The organism is Caulobacter sp. GW821-FHT12D05 (assembly GCF_058807295.1).
Map to the genome: position 1 here is coordinate 214,104 of NZ_JBXAQO010000005.1, position 14,861 is coordinate 228,964.

At 65.9% G+C, this 14,861-nt stretch carries 15 protein-coding genes; 7 read left to right on the forward strand and 8 right to left on the reverse strand.

Annotated elements, in window-relative coordinates:
* Positions 1–11 precede the first annotated feature (11 nt).
* Positions 12–362 (forward strand): hypothetical protein, encoded by a 351-nt coding sequence (locus tag AC1RRR_RS24315; RefSeq protein WP_492816960.1) that lies wholly within the window; start codon positions 12–14, stop codon positions 360–362.
* Positions 363–646: 284 nt separating this feature from the next.
* Entirely contained in the window at positions 647–3,169 is a 2,523-nt protein-coding gene (locus tag AC1RRR_RS24320) for a TonB-dependent receptor plug domain-containing protein (protein ID WP_492816962.1), read from the forward strand.
* 64 nt (positions 3,170–3,233) lie between these two features.
* On the opposite strand, the gene AC1RRR_RS24325 is transcribed toward AC1RRR_RS24320, so the two are convergent.
* Positions 3,234–3,779 (reverse strand): GNAT family N-acetyltransferase, encoded by a 546-nt coding sequence (locus AC1RRR_RS24325; RefSeq protein WP_492816964.1) that lies wholly within the window; start codon positions 3,777–3,779, stop codon positions 3,234–3,236.
* Between the two features lie 237 nt (positions 3,780–4,016).
* Here AC1RRR_RS24325 and AC1RRR_RS24330 point away from each other — a divergent pair, with 237 nt between their 5' ends.
* The 4 genes from AC1RRR_RS24330 (at position 4,017) to AC1RRR_RS24345 (ending at position 7,303) form a co-directional block, all read left to right on the forward strand.
* On the forward strand, positions 4,017–5,618 hold the full coding sequence (locus AC1RRR_RS24330) for a flavin monoamine oxidase family protein (RefSeq protein ID WP_492816966.1): 1,602 nt from the start codon (positions 4,017–4,019) through the stop codon (positions 5,616–5,618).
* 22 nt (positions 5,619–5,640) lie between these two features.
* A complete protein-coding gene (locus tag AC1RRR_RS24335) occupies positions 5,641–6,033 on the forward strand; it encodes a c-type cytochrome (RefSeq protein WP_492816968.1) in 393 nt (130 codons plus the stop codon).
* Between the two features lie 29 nt (positions 6,034–6,062).
* The gene (locus tag AC1RRR_RS24340) at positions 6,063–6,554 is read left to right on the forward strand and encodes a RidA family protein (RefSeq protein ID WP_492816970.1); all 492 of its coding nucleotides are present in this window, start codon (positions 6,063–6,065) and stop codon (positions 6,552–6,554) included.
* Positions 6,555–7,003: 449 nt separating this feature from the next.
* Positions 7,004–7,303: a hypothetical protein gene (locus AC1RRR_RS24345; protein ID WP_492816972.1), complete on the forward strand. Its 300-nt coding sequence runs from the start codon at positions 7,004–7,006 to the stop codon at positions 7,301–7,303.
* 98 nt (positions 7,304–7,401) lie between these two features.
* On the opposite strand, the gene AC1RRR_RS24350 is transcribed toward AC1RRR_RS24345, so the two are convergent.
* Positions 7,402–7,572, reverse strand: a complete 171-nt coding sequence (locus AC1RRR_RS24350) for a hypothetical protein (protein ID WP_492816974.1) — start codon at positions 7,570–7,572, stop codon at positions 7,402–7,404.
* Between the two features lie 350 nt (positions 7,573–7,922).
* Here AC1RRR_RS24350 and AC1RRR_RS24355 point away from each other — a divergent pair, with 350 nt between their 5' ends.
* A complete protein-coding gene (locus AC1RRR_RS24355) occupies positions 7,923–9,074 on the forward strand; it encodes an outer membrane beta-barrel protein (protein ID WP_492816976.1) in 1,152 nt (383 codons plus the stop codon).
* A gap of 21 nt (positions 9,075–9,095) precedes the next feature.
* Here AC1RRR_RS24355 and AC1RRR_RS24360 read toward each other — a convergent pair whose 3' ends face one another.
* The 6 genes from AC1RRR_RS24360 to AC1RRR_RS24385 all read right to left on the reverse strand — a co-directional run bounded on the left by AC1RRR_RS24360 (position 9,096) and on the right by AC1RRR_RS24385 (position 14,804).
* Positions 9,096–9,482: a Rieske (2Fe-2S) protein gene (locus tag AC1RRR_RS24360; protein ID WP_492816978.1), complete on the reverse strand. Its 387-nt coding sequence runs from the start codon at positions 9,480–9,482 to the stop codon at positions 9,096–9,098.
* Positions 9,479–10,486, reverse strand: a complete 1,008-nt coding sequence (locus AC1RRR_RS24365) for a fumarylacetoacetate hydrolase family protein (RefSeq protein ID WP_492816980.1) — start codon at positions 10,484–10,486, stop codon at positions 9,479–9,481. The genes AC1RRR_RS24360 and AC1RRR_RS24365 overlap by 4 nt, the downstream gene beginning before the upstream one ends.
* Before the next feature lie 26 nt (positions 10,487–10,512).
* On the reverse strand, positions 10,513–11,793 hold the full coding sequence (gene hmgA / locus AC1RRR_RS24370; protein WP_492816982.1) for a homogentisate 1,2-dioxygenase: 1,281 nt from the start codon (positions 11,791–11,793) through the stop codon (positions 10,513–10,515).
* Positions 11,794–11,945: 152 nt separating this feature from the next.
* Entirely contained in the window at positions 11,946–13,019 is a 1,074-nt protein-coding gene (gene hppD, locus AC1RRR_RS24375; protein WP_492816984.1) for a 4-hydroxyphenylpyruvate dioxygenase, read from the reverse strand.
* Positions 13,016–14,203 carry an amino acid aminotransferase gene (locus AC1RRR_RS24380; protein WP_492816986.1) on the reverse strand — a complete coding sequence of 396 codons (1,188 nt, stop codon included), beginning with the start codon at positions 14,201–14,203 and terminating at the stop codon, positions 13,016–13,018. The genes hppD and AC1RRR_RS24380 overlap by 4 nt, the downstream gene beginning before the upstream one ends.
* A gap of 133 nt (positions 14,204–14,336) precedes the next feature.
* Positions 14,337–14,804: an Lrp/AsnC family transcriptional regulator gene (locus tag AC1RRR_RS24385; RefSeq protein ID WP_492816988.1), complete on the reverse strand. Its 468-nt coding sequence runs from the start codon at positions 14,802–14,804 to the stop codon at positions 14,337–14,339.
* Positions 14,805–14,861: the final 57 nt, after the last annotated feature.

Consider the following 14,861-nt stretch of genomic DNA (forward strand, 5'->3'; position numbering starts at 1 on the left):
TGGAGAAGCCAATGTCCCGCTTTGCTTGCAACCCCTGGACCACCGCCCCCGTGAACCAGGCCATGATCTCGGCAGTGATGGACTTCGCCGACATCCATCGCGACATGGGCAACGGCCGCACCCTGCGCCGGATCAGCCACGAGCGCGCGGCCAAGGCCGACATGTTCCTGCTGCTGGGCCGCGACGTCGAGCGCGTGATCGACATCGGCCTGGTGTGGAACGACCGCGAGGACCAGATCGTGCGTGTCACCGACGACGCCGAACTGCGCGAATCCCGCCTGCAGGTCTGGGAAGAGGCCTTCGACCTCTTCGAGACCGAAGAGACGGATGAAATGGCCCCGCCGATGCGCCTCGTGGCGTGAAACCGACCATGTACGCGCCCTAGGCGTGTAAAGCGCGCGTACCCAACTGCCTAAAATCCGAGACCCGCCGCCGCGCAAAACGGCGCCATTGAGGCGCCGGCGCGGTTGTGACCGTTTCTAGAACACCCCCCATTGCCGAACGCCGAAACCTGCCTCCCCATGAATTCATCGGGGGAGTATCCGATGATTTTTTGCGTGAATGTCAAAAATCATAATCGTCGGGAGAAAAACGCCACGGAAGAGGGAATCATTACGCGTCAATAAACACAATGAGGGGGTTACTAATGACTCGGCGTTTTAAACCTGCCCTTCTGGCGGGTATTTCCGCGCTATCTGTTACTTTCGGATACTCTGCACAAGCTTTCGCCGCCGCACCTGATGCGCCGGCCGATCAGAACGAAATCGACGTCGTCATCGTCACCGGCACGCGCCAGACTGGCCTGCGCGTCATCGACAGCCCCGCCCCCGTCCAAGTCGTCGACACCAGCACGCTGGAACGCACCGGCGCGGTCGACCTGCGTCTCGGCCTGGCCAACCTGGTCCCGTCGTTCAACGCCCAGGCCTTCGGCGGCGACACCGCCAACCTGACCCTTTCGGCCCGCCTGCGCGGCCTCTCGCCCAACCAGGCCCTGGTGCTGGTCAACGGCAAGCGCCGTCACACCACCGGCAACCTCGCCGTGCTGTCGGGCGTCTACCAAGGCGCCGCCGCCGCCGACCTGGGCTTCATTCCGATGGCCGGCATCGGCCGCATCGAAGTGCTGACCGACGGCGCCGCCGCCCAGTACGGCACCGACGCCATCGCCGGCGTCGTCAACATCATCCTGAAGAAGAACGTCTCGGGCGGCTCGATCTCGGCCACCGGCGGCGAATATTTCGACGGCGGCGGCAAGACGGCCGGCGGCTCGATCAACATCGGCATGGCGCCTACCGAGAGCAGCTATCTGAACATCACCGTCGAGAGCAAATACCACGGCTTCTCGAACCGCGGCCTGGGCGACCAGCGCGTCGTCAACCCGGCTAGCCCGGGCTATTCGGCCGCCAACAACGCCGTTGAAAGCCTGATCCCCGGCTATCCGAACCTGAACCTGATCTCGGGCGACGCCGAGTACCGGATCAACAACCTGGCCTTCAACGCCGGCGTCGAGCTGCCGGGCGACTTCGAGGTCTATTCGTTCGGCACCATGGGCCACAAGGACGCCTCGGCCTACGAGAACTACCGCCGCTACAACCGCATCCAGGGCAAGATGGGCGCCGCCGACCGGCCCTTCCCGCTGGGCTTCTCGCCCCGCGAGCGCATCATCGAGGACGACTACGGCCTGACCCTGGGCGTCTCGGGCAAGCTGGCCGGCTGGGACATGGATCTGTCCTCGACCTACGGCAAGGACGACATCGAGGTGCGCGTCGAGGACTCGGCCAACGCCAGCCTCTACACCGACACCTCGACCACCACGACCAAGGGCTTCACCCCGACCTCGTTCCACGCCGGCAGCTGGCGCACCACCCAGTGGACCAACAACCTGGACCTGCGTCGCGGCTTCGACGTCGGCCTGGCCACGCCGCTGGACGTCGCCCTGGGGTATGAGCAGCGTCGTGACACCTATCGCATCGGCCAGGGCGACGCGGCCTCGACCTACAAGGAAGGCTCGCAGTCGTATCCGGGCTTCCAGAAGACCGACGCCGGCGGCCACGCGCGCACCAGCTGGGCCCTGTACGGCGACTTCGCCGTCAGCCCGATCGAGGCCTGGAAGATCGACGCGGCCATCCGCTACGAGAAGTTCAGCGACTTCGGCGACACCACCGTCGCCAAGCTGACCAGCCGCTATGACTTCAGCGAGATGTTCGCCGTCCGCGGCACGGTCTCGACCGGCTTCCGCGCCCCGACCCTGGCGGAATCGTTCTACTCGGCCACCAACGTCTCGCCGACCAGCGCCTTCGTGCAGCTGGCCCCGAACTCGCCGGCCGCCCGTCTGCTGGGCATCGACGCTCTGAAGCCGGAGAAGTCGAAGAACTACAGCCTGGGCATCGTCGCTCACCCGATCCCGAAGATGACGGCCACGATCGACGTCTATCAGATCAATCTGAAGGACCGGATCTTCGGCTCCAGCTCGGTCTACGGCATCCGCAACGGCGTCGTGGTCAACAGCAACGTCAACGCCGCGATCGCCGCCAACGGCAACATCCTGGACAGCACGGTCGCCAGCACCGGGATCAACATCTTCTCGAACGGCCTGGACACCCGCACCCGCGGCCTGGACTTCGTGGTCTCGTACCCGACCGACCTGGGCGACGCGGGCCGCATCGACTGGACGCTGTCGGGCAACTTCAACAAGACCAAGATCACCAAGGTCAAGACGCCGCCGGCCGCCCTGGCGACCACCAGCGCCGCCTTCCCGACCGGTCAGGTCCTGTTCGCCGGCAACGCCGCCTCGCTGCTCGAGAAGGCCGCGCCGAAGTACAAGATCGGCCTGAACGGCCTCTACACGTTCGGCAAGGTCTCGCTGTCGCTGACCGAAACCTTCTACGGCAAGGCCGAGGCCCTGTCGGATCCGGGCACCGGTCCGCTGCTGAACACCGTGGCCAGCGCCACGGCGATCACCGACGTCGAGCTGTCCTACAAGTTCCTGAAGGGCGTCACCGCCGCTATCGGGGCCAACAACGCGTTCAACAAGTATCCGGACAAGTTCACGACCGCGTTCCAGACCGCCTGTATCGCTTCGGGCGGCGGCTGCGTGACGCAGTACCCGGGCTTCTCGCCGTACGGCATCAACGGCGGCTATTACTACGGCCGTCTGACCTACGCCTTCTAAGGCTTGGGACGAGACTGAATAGCGAAGGGGCGGACCGCAGGGTCCGCCCCTTTTGCTTTGGGGATCAGAGCGCCTTGCCCATCCGCATCAGCGGCACGCGGTAGCCGCCCGAGGTCTCCGCCTCGAAGGCTTCGATGTCGTGGTAGCCGCAGGCGCGGTACAGCGGCACGCCGCCCATGGTGGCCGCCATCTCGACGCGGGCGAAGCCTTCGCCGCGAGCGGCGGCTTCGCAGGCGTCCAGGACCATCCGGCCAACGCCTTTGCGGGTGTGATCGGGGTGGGTGTACATAGCCCGCACCCGCGCGGCGTCGACGTTGGGATCCAGCAGCGCCGCGTCGCGCCCGGCCGAGTGGTCGCCGCCAAACAGGGTGGCGCGGCGGCTCCAGCCGCCGCAGCCGGCGATCTCGCCCGCATCTTCCACGACAAAGTACGTGCCGTCAGCGATCAGTTGGGTGTCCAGGCCCATGATCTCGAACGAAGCCTTCACGCCCTCGGGCGGCAGGAAGTCCCGCAGCAGCTCGCCGATCGCGCGGTCCATCAGGGCCTTCAGCACCGGCATGTCGTCGGCGCGGGCCAGGCGCAGGATCAGGGCGGGTGCGGACGAAGTCATAGGGGCTCCATGTCGGGTCGCCGAGCGGCGAGCAAAACAGGGATTCGGCGAGTCCGTGGCGATCTTTCGCCCCCGCCCACCGATCGCTCAAAGCCGCCCCCAGGCGCCCAATGGTCAGGCGTCGGACCGGTCATCCTGCGTCTTTACTGAAAACGGATTGCGCGGCGAAGATCGGAATTTCGAGATGCTGGCCAACCGGCGCGACGTGATCCGCCGGCAATAACGGGCGGGGATGTAATGAGCGGATTGGACGCGTCTTCGGCGGGTGGCGTACTCACACGCCGTCGGTTCTTCGAAAGCTTGGCCGCGGTCGGCGGCATGTCTTTGGTTCTGTCGGGCATGGAGGCCCTGGGCTTTTCACAGGCTTCGGCCACCGAGCTGCCGCCCGAGCTGACCGGCGGGGCCAAGAACACCAAGGTGGTGATCCTGGGCGCGGGCCTGGCGGGCATGACCGCCGCCTATGAGCTCTCCAAGGCCGGCTATCAGGTGCAGGTGCTGGAGGCTCGCTCCTATGCCGGCGGTCGCTGCCAGACCGCCCGCAAGGGCTTCAAGCACACCGACCTGATCGGCCACGAACAGACCTGCGAATTCGACGACGGCCACTACATCAACCACGGCCCGTGGCGGATCCCGTACCACCACCGCTCGACCCTGCACTACACCAAGCTGTTCGGCGTGCCGCTGGAGAGCTTCGTCAACGACAACGACGCGGCCTATATCTATTTCGAGAAGGGCAAGGGCCCGCTGAACGGCAAGCCGGTCCGCAAGGGCGAGGTCGCCGCCGACATCCGCGGCTACACCGCCGAGCTGGTCGCCAAGGCCGCCAGCCAGGGCCAGCTCGACGCCCCGCTGTCGGGCATGGATAAGGAGCGTTTCGTCGCCTACGTGGTCAACGAGGGGCGGCTGTCCAAGGATCTGGCCTACAAGGGCACCGAAGGCCGCGGCTTCTCGATCCACCCCGGCGCGGGCGTCGATCCCGGCCCTGGCAAGGAGCTGGCGCCCTACGCCTTCAAGGACGTGCTGGACAGCAACGCCTGGAAGGTCCTGAGCTCGGTCACGGGCTACGAGCAGCAGCGCACCATGCTGCAGCCGATCGGCGGCATGGACCAGATCGCCAAGGCCTTCGAAAAGCAGGTCGGCCCGATGATCCGCTACGGCGCGGTGGTCGAGAAGATCAAGCAGTCGCCCACCGGCGTGACGGTCGCCTACAAGGGCGCCGACGGCAAGGCGGCCGAGGTCACGGCCGACTACTGCCTGTGCACCATCCCGCTCAGCGTGCTGAAGCAGATCGACGTCGACGCCTCGGCCCCGTTCAAGGCCGCGATGGAGGGCGTCGCCTACGCGCCGGTCAACAAGATCGGCCTGCAGATGAAGAACCGCTTCTGGGAAGACAAGCACCACATCTACGGCGGCCACATCTATACCGACCTGGCCGGCATCAACTCGATCACCCTGCCCTCCTATGGCTGGCAAGGTCAGAAGGGCGTGCTGCTCGGCTACTACGCGTTCGGCGGCGAAGCGGCCCGGATCAGCGCCAAGAGCCCGGCCGAGCGCGCGGCCTTCGCCGTGGCGGCGGGCCAGAAGATCTTCCCCGAATATGCCGACGCCTACGAGAACGCCTTCTCGTTCAGCTGGCACCTGGCCGAATATAATCTCGGCGGCTGGGCCGAGTGGGGCGAGACCGGCCGCAAGGACAGCTATCCCGTCCTGTGCCAGCCCGACGGCCGTCTCTATCTGGCCGGCGAACACTTGAGCTACCTAGGCGGGTGGCAGGCCGGCGCCATCGAGTCGGCCTGGCAGCAGATCGCCAGAATCCACGCCCGCGTGCAGCAGGCCTAAGAGCAGACTTCGGGGATAAAGAATGACTTTCGCTTATCGTCTCGCCGCCCTGTCTCTAGCTGTGGGCCTCGCCGTTCCGGCGATCGCCTCCGCCGACGGCAAGTCGCTGTTCAACGACAACTGCTCGGCCTGCCACCAGGTGACCGGCAAGGGCGTCAAGGGCGCCTTCCCGGCCCTGGCCGGCTCGCCGTTCGTGCAAGGCCCGCCGCTGGTCGTGACGACCACGGTGCTGAACGGTCGCGCCGGCATGCCCGCCTTCAAGGACGACCTGAACGACGCCGATCTGTCGGCCATCCTGACCTATGTCCGCGCCTCGTGGGGCAACAAAGGCGCGGCCGTCCAGCCCGCCGACGTCGCCAAGGCCCGCGTGGCCGCCAAGGCCGCCGCCAAGGCGCGCGGCCTCCAGGCTCACTGATCTTTCGCACCGCTCAAAGGGAGAAGACCATGAAACGCCTCATCGCTCTGGCCGCCGGCATCGCCGCCCTCGCCGGCTTCGACGCCGCCGCCCACGCCCAGGACATCGTCCGCGGCGGCGACCCCAAGTCGCCGATCGCCAGCGTCGTCACCGTGCCGGCCGGCTACGACACCATCTACGTCTCGGGCATGACGCCGCCGGTCATCGACGAGAAGGCCACGGGCGTCGCCAAGTTCGGCGACACCAAGACCCAGACCCTGGGCGTCATCGGCCGCATCGAAGCCGCCCTGAAGAGCCAGGGCGCGACCCTCGGCGACGTCGTCATGATGCGCGTGCTGCTGGTCGGCGACCCGGCCAAGGGCGGCAAGATGGACTTCCCCGGCATGATGGAAGGCTACAAGACCTTCTTCGGCACCGAAGCCCAGCCCAACAAGCCCGCCCGCATCACCAGCCAGATCACCGCCCTGGTGCAGGACGGCATGCTGGTGGAGATCGAGGCTCAGGCCGCGCGGAAGAAGTAAGGATCGGAGCGGCCGAAACCTCGTCCCCCCGGGTCCGGCTTCGCCGGCCCGAGGGCAGGCTCCGACAAGCTCAGGATGAGGTTTCGACTGACGCACCGTGCCACCCCTGGTCCTCACCCTGAGCCTGTCGAAGGGCGAGGACGACGCACCGCAGATCCGATTTCACCGTTACGCGAAATTAATTCCGTGACAACGTTGTCAGATCGATTTCAAACGTCTATATGGAACTCAGCCCTTTCGGGCGTTTCCTCCCAATGACTCGGCCGCCTTCTTCTCCTGGAAGGCGGCCGTTCTTTTGTCTGGAGCGGAGGAAACCCTCTCTCTTAGAGAGAGGGAGGGACCCACGTCGCAGGCGTGGGAGGGTGAGAGGTTTCACCGCCAGCCAATAATTGCTTCACGCCCCTGGGCGAGTTTGTCGGCGATCACAACTCGCATGAGGGAGGCCCGTGATGGCCTACAACTCAATCGACGACATAATCAGCGCCTGGGCGGCGCGGCACGATCTAAAGCTCAATACGCAGTTTGGCGGTGAGCCCCGTCGCTTCTGCTACATAAGCGCCGGCGAGAAAGAGTGTTTCCAGATCTCTATCGAGCCGCCGGACGATGGAACAATCACCGTCAACGCCTGGGACGTGGAAACCCACGACGATGCTGAGCTTCATCGGGCGTGGAGAACGCATGCCGCAGCTCTCGACGTCACGTTAGACGCGGCTCTGGAGCAAGTCGCCGAGTGGTCGGCGAGGTCTTGAGACGGCGCCCCATCTTGAACGCCCGTAACCTCTCACCCTCCCACCGCTTCGCGGCGGGCCCCTCCCTCTCTCTATGAGAGAGGGGTCTTAGGCTCTCCCTACGACGGAGGATCTTCCGGCTTCGGCTTCTTCTTGCCGCCGAGCTTGATCAGGCCGAAGCCGACGGCGAAGCCCAGGATCAGGCCGATGGCCATGTTGTCGATCAGCGCGCCGAAGATGATGCCGCCGCTGACGCCCAGGACGAAGCCCACGCCACCCTTCTTGTCCATCTGACGCCTTTCGCGGTTTGGTTGAGGCTTAGCTTCTGGGTGCGCCGGGGTGGAGGTGTCAAGCGGCGAACACCACCCCTCCCGATACTCGATCGAACCAAACAAGCTCAAAACCAAGACATACTTCGATACGAACTAGCAATTCTTTGAAATCATTCAATTTTTCAATGTATAAATGCTCAGCCAATGAGCTTCCGGACGCTCAATATTTAATCTGAGACCAGCATACAGGCGCACTTCACCGTCACTATGCTTCGTCGAAGGCAGTTCACGTCTCAGCCTTTGGACATTCGACACGTCCTTCCGCTCGACCGGAAGACCACGGGGTCGTCGTCCAAAGGGGATAGATAATGAAATACGCCAAGACCGCCGCGCTCGCCGGCGCCGCCATGATGCTGGCCCTGGCCTCGGCCGGGTCGGCTTCCGCCCAAGCCATGACCACGCCCTCGATGAGCTGGCCCCTGGCCGCCAATCCCAAGCCCAGCACGATCGACGCCGGGCCGTTTGGCAATGTCTATGTCACCGGCGCGATCAGCGGCATCGGCTATACGCAGGACCGCGCGGCCGGCAGCGACAAGAAGTCTCGCGTCGACTTCTCGAACGCCCAGGTGATGGTCCAGACCACCGAAGGCCCTATCCAATTCTTCGCCCAGTTCGGCGCCTATTCGTTCCCGACCGTGGGCGTGCCGTATGGCAAGGCCATCGACAACACCAAGAACACCTTCGGCGTCATGCCCCAGGCGTTCGTCAAGTTCGTGCCCAATGAGAACTTCTCGATCATGGTCGGCAAGCTGCCCACCCTGATCGGCGCCGAGTACAGCTTCACCTTCCAGAACGCCAACATCACCCGTGGCCAGCTGTGGAACCAGGAGAACCTGATCAACCGCGGCGTCCAGGTGAACTACGCCTCGGGTCCGCTCAGCATCTCGGCCTCGCTGAACGACGGCTTCTATTCGGACAAGTACAGCTGGGGGTCGGCCCTGGTGTCCTATGCGGTCGACGACAAGAACGTTATCGCCTTCGCCGGCGGCGGCAATTTCGACAAGGCCACCGACAAGGCGACCTCGGCCACGCCGCTGCTGCAGAACAATTCCGAGATCTACAACCTGATCTGGACCCACACCAACGGGCCTCTGACCATCATGCCGTACGTCCAGTACACCCGCGTGCCCAAGATGCCGGCGCTGGGCGTCACCGAGAAGGCCTCGACCACGGGCGTGGCTGTGCTGGGCAAGTACAGCTTCAACGAAAACGTCTCGCTGGCCGCCCGCGCCGAACACATCTCGAGCGACGGCAATGGCGTGACCAACCTGCTGTACGGGACCGACAGCAAGGCCACGACCCTGACCCTGACGCCCACCTTCCAGAAGGGCGCGTTCTTCATCCGGGGCGAGGTCGCCTACATCAAGCTGAGCGACTACGACGCCGGCGCGGGCCTGGGCGCCAATGGCGACAAGAAGTCCCAGACTCGCGCGCTGATCGAGACAGGGATCCTGTTCTAGGACCGGGGCTCGCCCCGTCTCCTAGGGGGGCGGGGCGGCCGTCACCACCCGGCCGTCCCGCGCTTCCACCGGCCACGGCGACAGCCGCGCGCCGACGCAGGGACCGCCGACGCAGGTCCCCTCCTCCACCGTGAACACCGCCCCGTGCCAGGAGCACATGATCAGGTCGCCGTCCGGCGTGAGATAGCGGTCCAGTTCCTGGGCCAGCGGCAGGCCGGCGTGCGGGCAGCGGTCGACATAGCCGAACACCGCCTCGCCCCGGCGCACCACGAAGCCGTGGAAGCGCGCCTCGCCGATCTGCAGCACATAGTTACGCGCCTTGCCGTCGGGGATCAGGTCCAGCGGGCCGAGATTGATCCCGGCGCGCGTTTCCCAGATGCGGCCGACGGTAGACGCTTCTTCCGTCAAACCCGCTCGACCGTCTGCTCGATGGCGCCGAAGATCGAGTGGCCCTTGGCGTCCTTCATCTCGATGCGGATGGTGTCGTCGCCCAGCAGGAACGGCGTCTTGGCAGCGCCGTGCAGGATGGTCTCGACCGTGCGCAGCTCGGCCAGGCACGAGTAGCCCAGGCCGCCTTCGCTGACCGGCTTGCCGGGGCCGCCGTCCTCGCCACGGTTGGACACCGTGCCCGAGCCGACGATGGTGCCGGCGCACAGGCTGCGGGTCTTGGCGGCGTGGGCCACCAGGGTCCCGAAGTCGAAGGTCATGTCGACGCCGGCGTCGGCGCGGCCGAAGTCCTTGCCGTCCAGCTCGACCAGCAGGGCGCCGTGCAGCTTGCCGTCCTTCCAGGCGTCGCCCAGCGCGTCGGGCGACACCGCCACCGGCGAGAAGGCGCTGTGCGGCTTGGACTGCACAAAGCCGAAGCCCTTAGCCAGCTCGGCCGGGATCAGGTTGCGCAAGCTGACGTCGTTGCACAGCATGACCAGGCGGATGGCGGCCAGGGCCTCCTCGCGGCTGGCGCCCTGCGGCACGTCGTCGACGATCACGGCGACTTCGCCTTCCAGGTCGCAGCCCCAGGCGGCGTCGGCCAGCGGGATCGGATCGCGGGGGGCCAGGAAGCCGTCCGACGCGCCCTGGTACATCAGGGGATCGGTCCAGAAGGTCTCGGGCATCTCGGCGCCGCGCGCCTGGCGCACCAGCTGCACGTGGTTGACGTAGGCCGAGCCGTCGACCCACTGGAACGCGCGCGGCAGCGGGCTCAGGGCGTCATGCTCGTGGAAGCGTTCCTTGGGCACGCCGCCATGCTCGAGGCTCTCGGCCAGGCCGGCCAGCATCACCCCGCAGCGCTGCCAGTCGTCCAAGGCAGCCTGCAAGGTCGGCGCGATGGTCCCGGCGTCGGTGAACCAGGCCAGGTCGTTGGAGACCACCACAAGCCGGCCGTCACGGCCGCCCTTGAGAGACGCGAGCTTCATCAGCGCTTCCTCTTTCCCAGTTCTAGTTAAGGCAGACGGGCTTTGGGAAAACCCGTCCAGCACGCGTCATAGTCATCCTGAAGCGCGGAAGTCTCCAGAGCGAATTTCGTCGGCCGGATCACCCAGCGGCTTTCGAACATGAAGGCCATGGTCCCGTCGATCTTGTGCGGGGCCAGTTGGGCCTCCGTCGCCTTGGTGTGGCTGGCCACGTCCGGGCCGTGATCGCTCATGCAGTTGTGCAAGCTGGCGCCGCCGGGGACGAAGCCGCCCTCCTTGGCGTCATAGGCGCCGTGGATCAGGCCCATGAACTCGCTCATCACGTTGCGGTGGAACCACGGCGGGCGGAACGTGTGCTCGGCCACCATCCAGCGCGGCGGGAAGATCACGAAGTCGCAATTGGCCGTGCCGGGGATCTCGCTGGGCGAGGTCAGGACCGTGAAGATCGACGGATCGGGGTGGTCGAAGCTGACCGTGTTGATCGTGTTGAAGCGCGACAGGTCATAGCGGTACGGCGCCAGGTTGCCGTGCCAGGCGACGACGTCCAGCGGGCTGTGATCCCACTCGGCGGCCCACAGTGCGCCTTGAAACTTCTGGATCACCAGGGTCGGGGCGTCGACATCCTCGAAGGCCGCGACGGGGGTTTCGAAGTCGCGCGGATTGGCCAGGCCGTTCGAGCCGATGGGCCCCAGGTCCGGCAGCTTGAACGCCGCGCCATAGTTCTCGCAGACATAGCCGCGCGACGGGCCGTCCAGCTCGACGCGGAAGCGCACGCCGCGCGGGATCACCGCGATGTGGCCGGGGCCGGCCTTCAGGACGCCCAGCTCGGTGACCAGGGTCAGCACGCCCTGCTGCGGCACGATCAAGAGCTCGCCGTCGGCGTCGTAGAACACCCGGTTCTGCATCGAGACGTTGGCGACATAGACGTGGACGCCCAGGCCGTTCTGGGTCGCCACGTCGCCGTTGCCGGCGATGGTGACAAGACCATCGACGAAGTCGGTCGGCTCGGCCGGAATGGCGATCGGGTCCCAACGCAGGCGGTTGGGGGTCACGGGCTCGGCGAACGGGCCGCTGACGAGCTTGGCCTGGGCGTAGGGCTGGTAGGCGCCGTGCCCGGCGCTGGGCCGCAGGCGGTAGAGCCAGCTGCGCTTGTTCTCGTGGCGCGGGGCGGTGAAGGCCGTGCCGGACAGCTGCTCGGCATAGAGCCCGAACGGAACCCGCTGCGGCGAGTTCTGGCCGATCGGCAGAGCGCCGGCCACGGCCTCGGTGGCGAAGTGGGCGCCGAAGCCGGTTTGGTAGCGGAGGTCCATGTGCGTTCCGAACCCAATTTTCTTGTCATCCCGGACGCCCTGAAAGGGCGATCCGGGACCCAGGGGCCAGCGCACTGCTGTCGCCCCTGGGTCCCGGCTCTACGCTACGCTTCGGCCGGGATGACAACGAAGGGTAATTTCGAGCCCTAGGCTCAAGCCTCGACCGTGATCACCCCACGGCGGATCTGGTCCAGCTCGATGCTCTCGAACAGGGCCTGGAAGTTGCCGTTGCCGAAGCCCTGGTTGCCCTTGCGCTGGATGATCTCGAAGAAGATCGGCCCGAACAGGTTCTCGGTGAAGATCTGCAGCAGCAGGCCTTCGTCGCCGACATTGCCGTCCAGCAGGATGCGGTTCTTCTTCAAGCGCTCCAGATCCTCGCCGTGACCCGGGACGCGCTTGTCGACCAGTTCGTAATAGGTCTCGATGGTGTCCTGCAGCTTCACGCCGCGGGCGCGCAGCTTCTCGACGGTGCCGTAGATGTCGTCCGTGGTCAGGGCCAGGTGCTGGATGCCCTCGCCGTTGTACTGGCGGATGAACTCCTCGATCTGGCTCTTGTCGTCCTGGCTTTCGTTCAGCGGGATGCGGATGGCCTTGTCGGGCGCGATCATCGCCTGGCTGAACAGGCCCGTGGCCTGGCCCTTGATGTCGAAGTACTTCTGCTCCTCGAAGCCGAAGACCGAGTTGTAGAAGGTCGACCAGGTGCGCATCTGGCCGCGCTTGACGTTGTGGGTCAGGTGGTCGAGCAGGTCCAGGCCGACATTGTTCTTGGCCTCTTCCAGGGCCGCGCCCGGAACCTGTTCCCAGCTGTCATAGATGGTGCCGCCGTCGCCGTAGCGGTCGACGAGGTACAGCAAGCTGCCGCCGATGCCTTCCAGCACCTTGGCGTCCGCGCCCAGCAGCGAGCGCGAGGCGTCGGCGCCCTTGGCGCCGCGCGCCAGGGCGTCGGCATAGGCCTGCTCGACGTTCTCGACGCGGAAGGCCATGCCGTTGGCCGACGGGCCGTGGGCCTCGCGGAAGTCGGCGACCTGGCCGGCCTCTTCCTGGTTGACGATCAGGTTGATGCGGCCCTGCTTGTAGCGGGTCGCGGCCTTGGTCGGGTGCTTGCTGGCGGCGACGAAGCCCAGCTGCTCGATCAGGCCGATCATGGCCGCCGGATCGGGGCTGGTGAACTCGACGAACTCGAAGCCGTCGAGGCCCAGCGGGTTCTGTTCAGTCACGAGGGTCATGCGGGTTCTCCCTGCAGGCAGGCGTTCAGCGCCCGCGCGAATGTGTCGATGTTCTCAACGGTCAGACCGGCCAGATTGATGCGGCCGGAACCCGCCATGTAGATGCCGTGGTCCTCGCGCAGCTGGATCACCTGGGCCGGCGACAGCGGCAGCAGGGCGAACAGGCCGTGCTGCCCGGCCAGCGGCGCCAGCAGCGGGACCGCCGTCGCCAGGCGCTGGCGCAGGTCGGCCACGCGCGTGCGCATAGCTTCCAGTTCGGACTTCCAGAGCGTCGTGAGGGCTTCGCTCTCCAGGATAACACGAACCGTGGCGGCGCCGTGATCCGGCGGCATCGACCAGTTGGTGCGGGCGAGAGCCCGGATGTTGCTGGCGGCCAGGTCGAGCGTCGCCGCATCGCGGGTCAGGGTGTACAGCGCGCCGACGCGCTCGCGGTACAGGCCGAAGTTCTTGTCGCAGGAATAGGCCAGCAGGCCGTCCTCGGCGGCGGCCAGGACCAGGCGCATGCCGGCCGCGTCTTCTTCCAGACCCAGGCCCAGGCCCTGATAGGCCAGGTCGATCAGCGGGGTGATCCCTTTACGACCAACCACTTCGGCGATCGCGGCCCATTGCTCCAGGCTGTAGTCGGCGCCCGACGGGTTGTGGCAGCAGGCGTGCAGCAGCACCGCGTCGCCGGCTCGCGCCGTCTCCAGCGTCGCCATCATCTCGTCGAAGCCCAGCTTCTGGGCGCGCTGGTCGTAGTGGCGGAAGGTGACCGTCTCGATGCCCAGTTGGTCCAGGATCTGAGTGTGGTTGGGCCAGGTCGGCGCGCCGATGAACATGCGGATGTCGAGCTTGGCCGCCAGCAGCAGCTCGCAGGCCAGACGCACCGCGCCGGTGCCGCCCGGAGTCTGCACGCCGAACACTTCGTGGGACACCGCGTCGCCGAAGATGATCGGCTTGAGCAGGTCCAGGTAGCCGATGTCGCCTTCGGGACCGAGATACGACTTGGTGCTCTGCGTGTTCAGCAGGATCTGCTCGGCGGCTTTCACGCTCTCCAACACCGGCGTCGCACCGGCGTCGTCACGGAACACGCCCACGCCCAGGTCGATCTTCTGGGCGCGCGGATCGCGGCGGTACATGCCGATCAGCGACAGCAGGGAGTCCGGCGCCTGAGGCGTCAGGCCAGTGAACACGGAGGAGGTCATGGAGCGCTTCCCGTCGATCTAGGGAAAGCAGCTTATCGCGGCCTCGAAGTCAGATCGTGGCGATCATGACCGACTATCACACAATTTCGGTCACATCATGCCAGCTTATGGCGTCGCAATTGGCCGAATGTAGTCAATCCATATAATCTAGCGGCAAGGCCGTGGAATCCTTGATGGTGTCCATCACGAACGCGGACCGCACGTCCTTGACCGCCGGCATCTTCAAGAGGCGCTTCATCATCAGCTCGCCGTAGGCGTCCAGGTCGGGTGCCACCACCCGCAGCAGGTAGTCGAAATTGCCCGTCATCACGTAGCAGCCCACCACCTCGGGCTCGCGCAGCACGGCCGCCCGGAAGGCCTCGGCCGCGCCTTCGGTGTGGTCGACCTGCACCTCGACATAGGCCAGCACGCCCAGCTGGGCCTTGCGGCGATCGAGCAACGCCACATAGCCGCTGATCAGGCCCGAGGCCTCCAGCTGCTTGACCCGGCGCAGGCACGGACTGGGCGACAGCCCCACCCGTTCGGCCAGGTCAACGTTCGAGATCTTGCCGTCCTCCTGCAGGATCTGGAGGATCTTCCGATCGGCGCGGGTGAGCTTCATCGTGACCGGTTTCAGCTAACAGTTGGCAGATCATGACCCTCTAGCGCATTTCCGGGT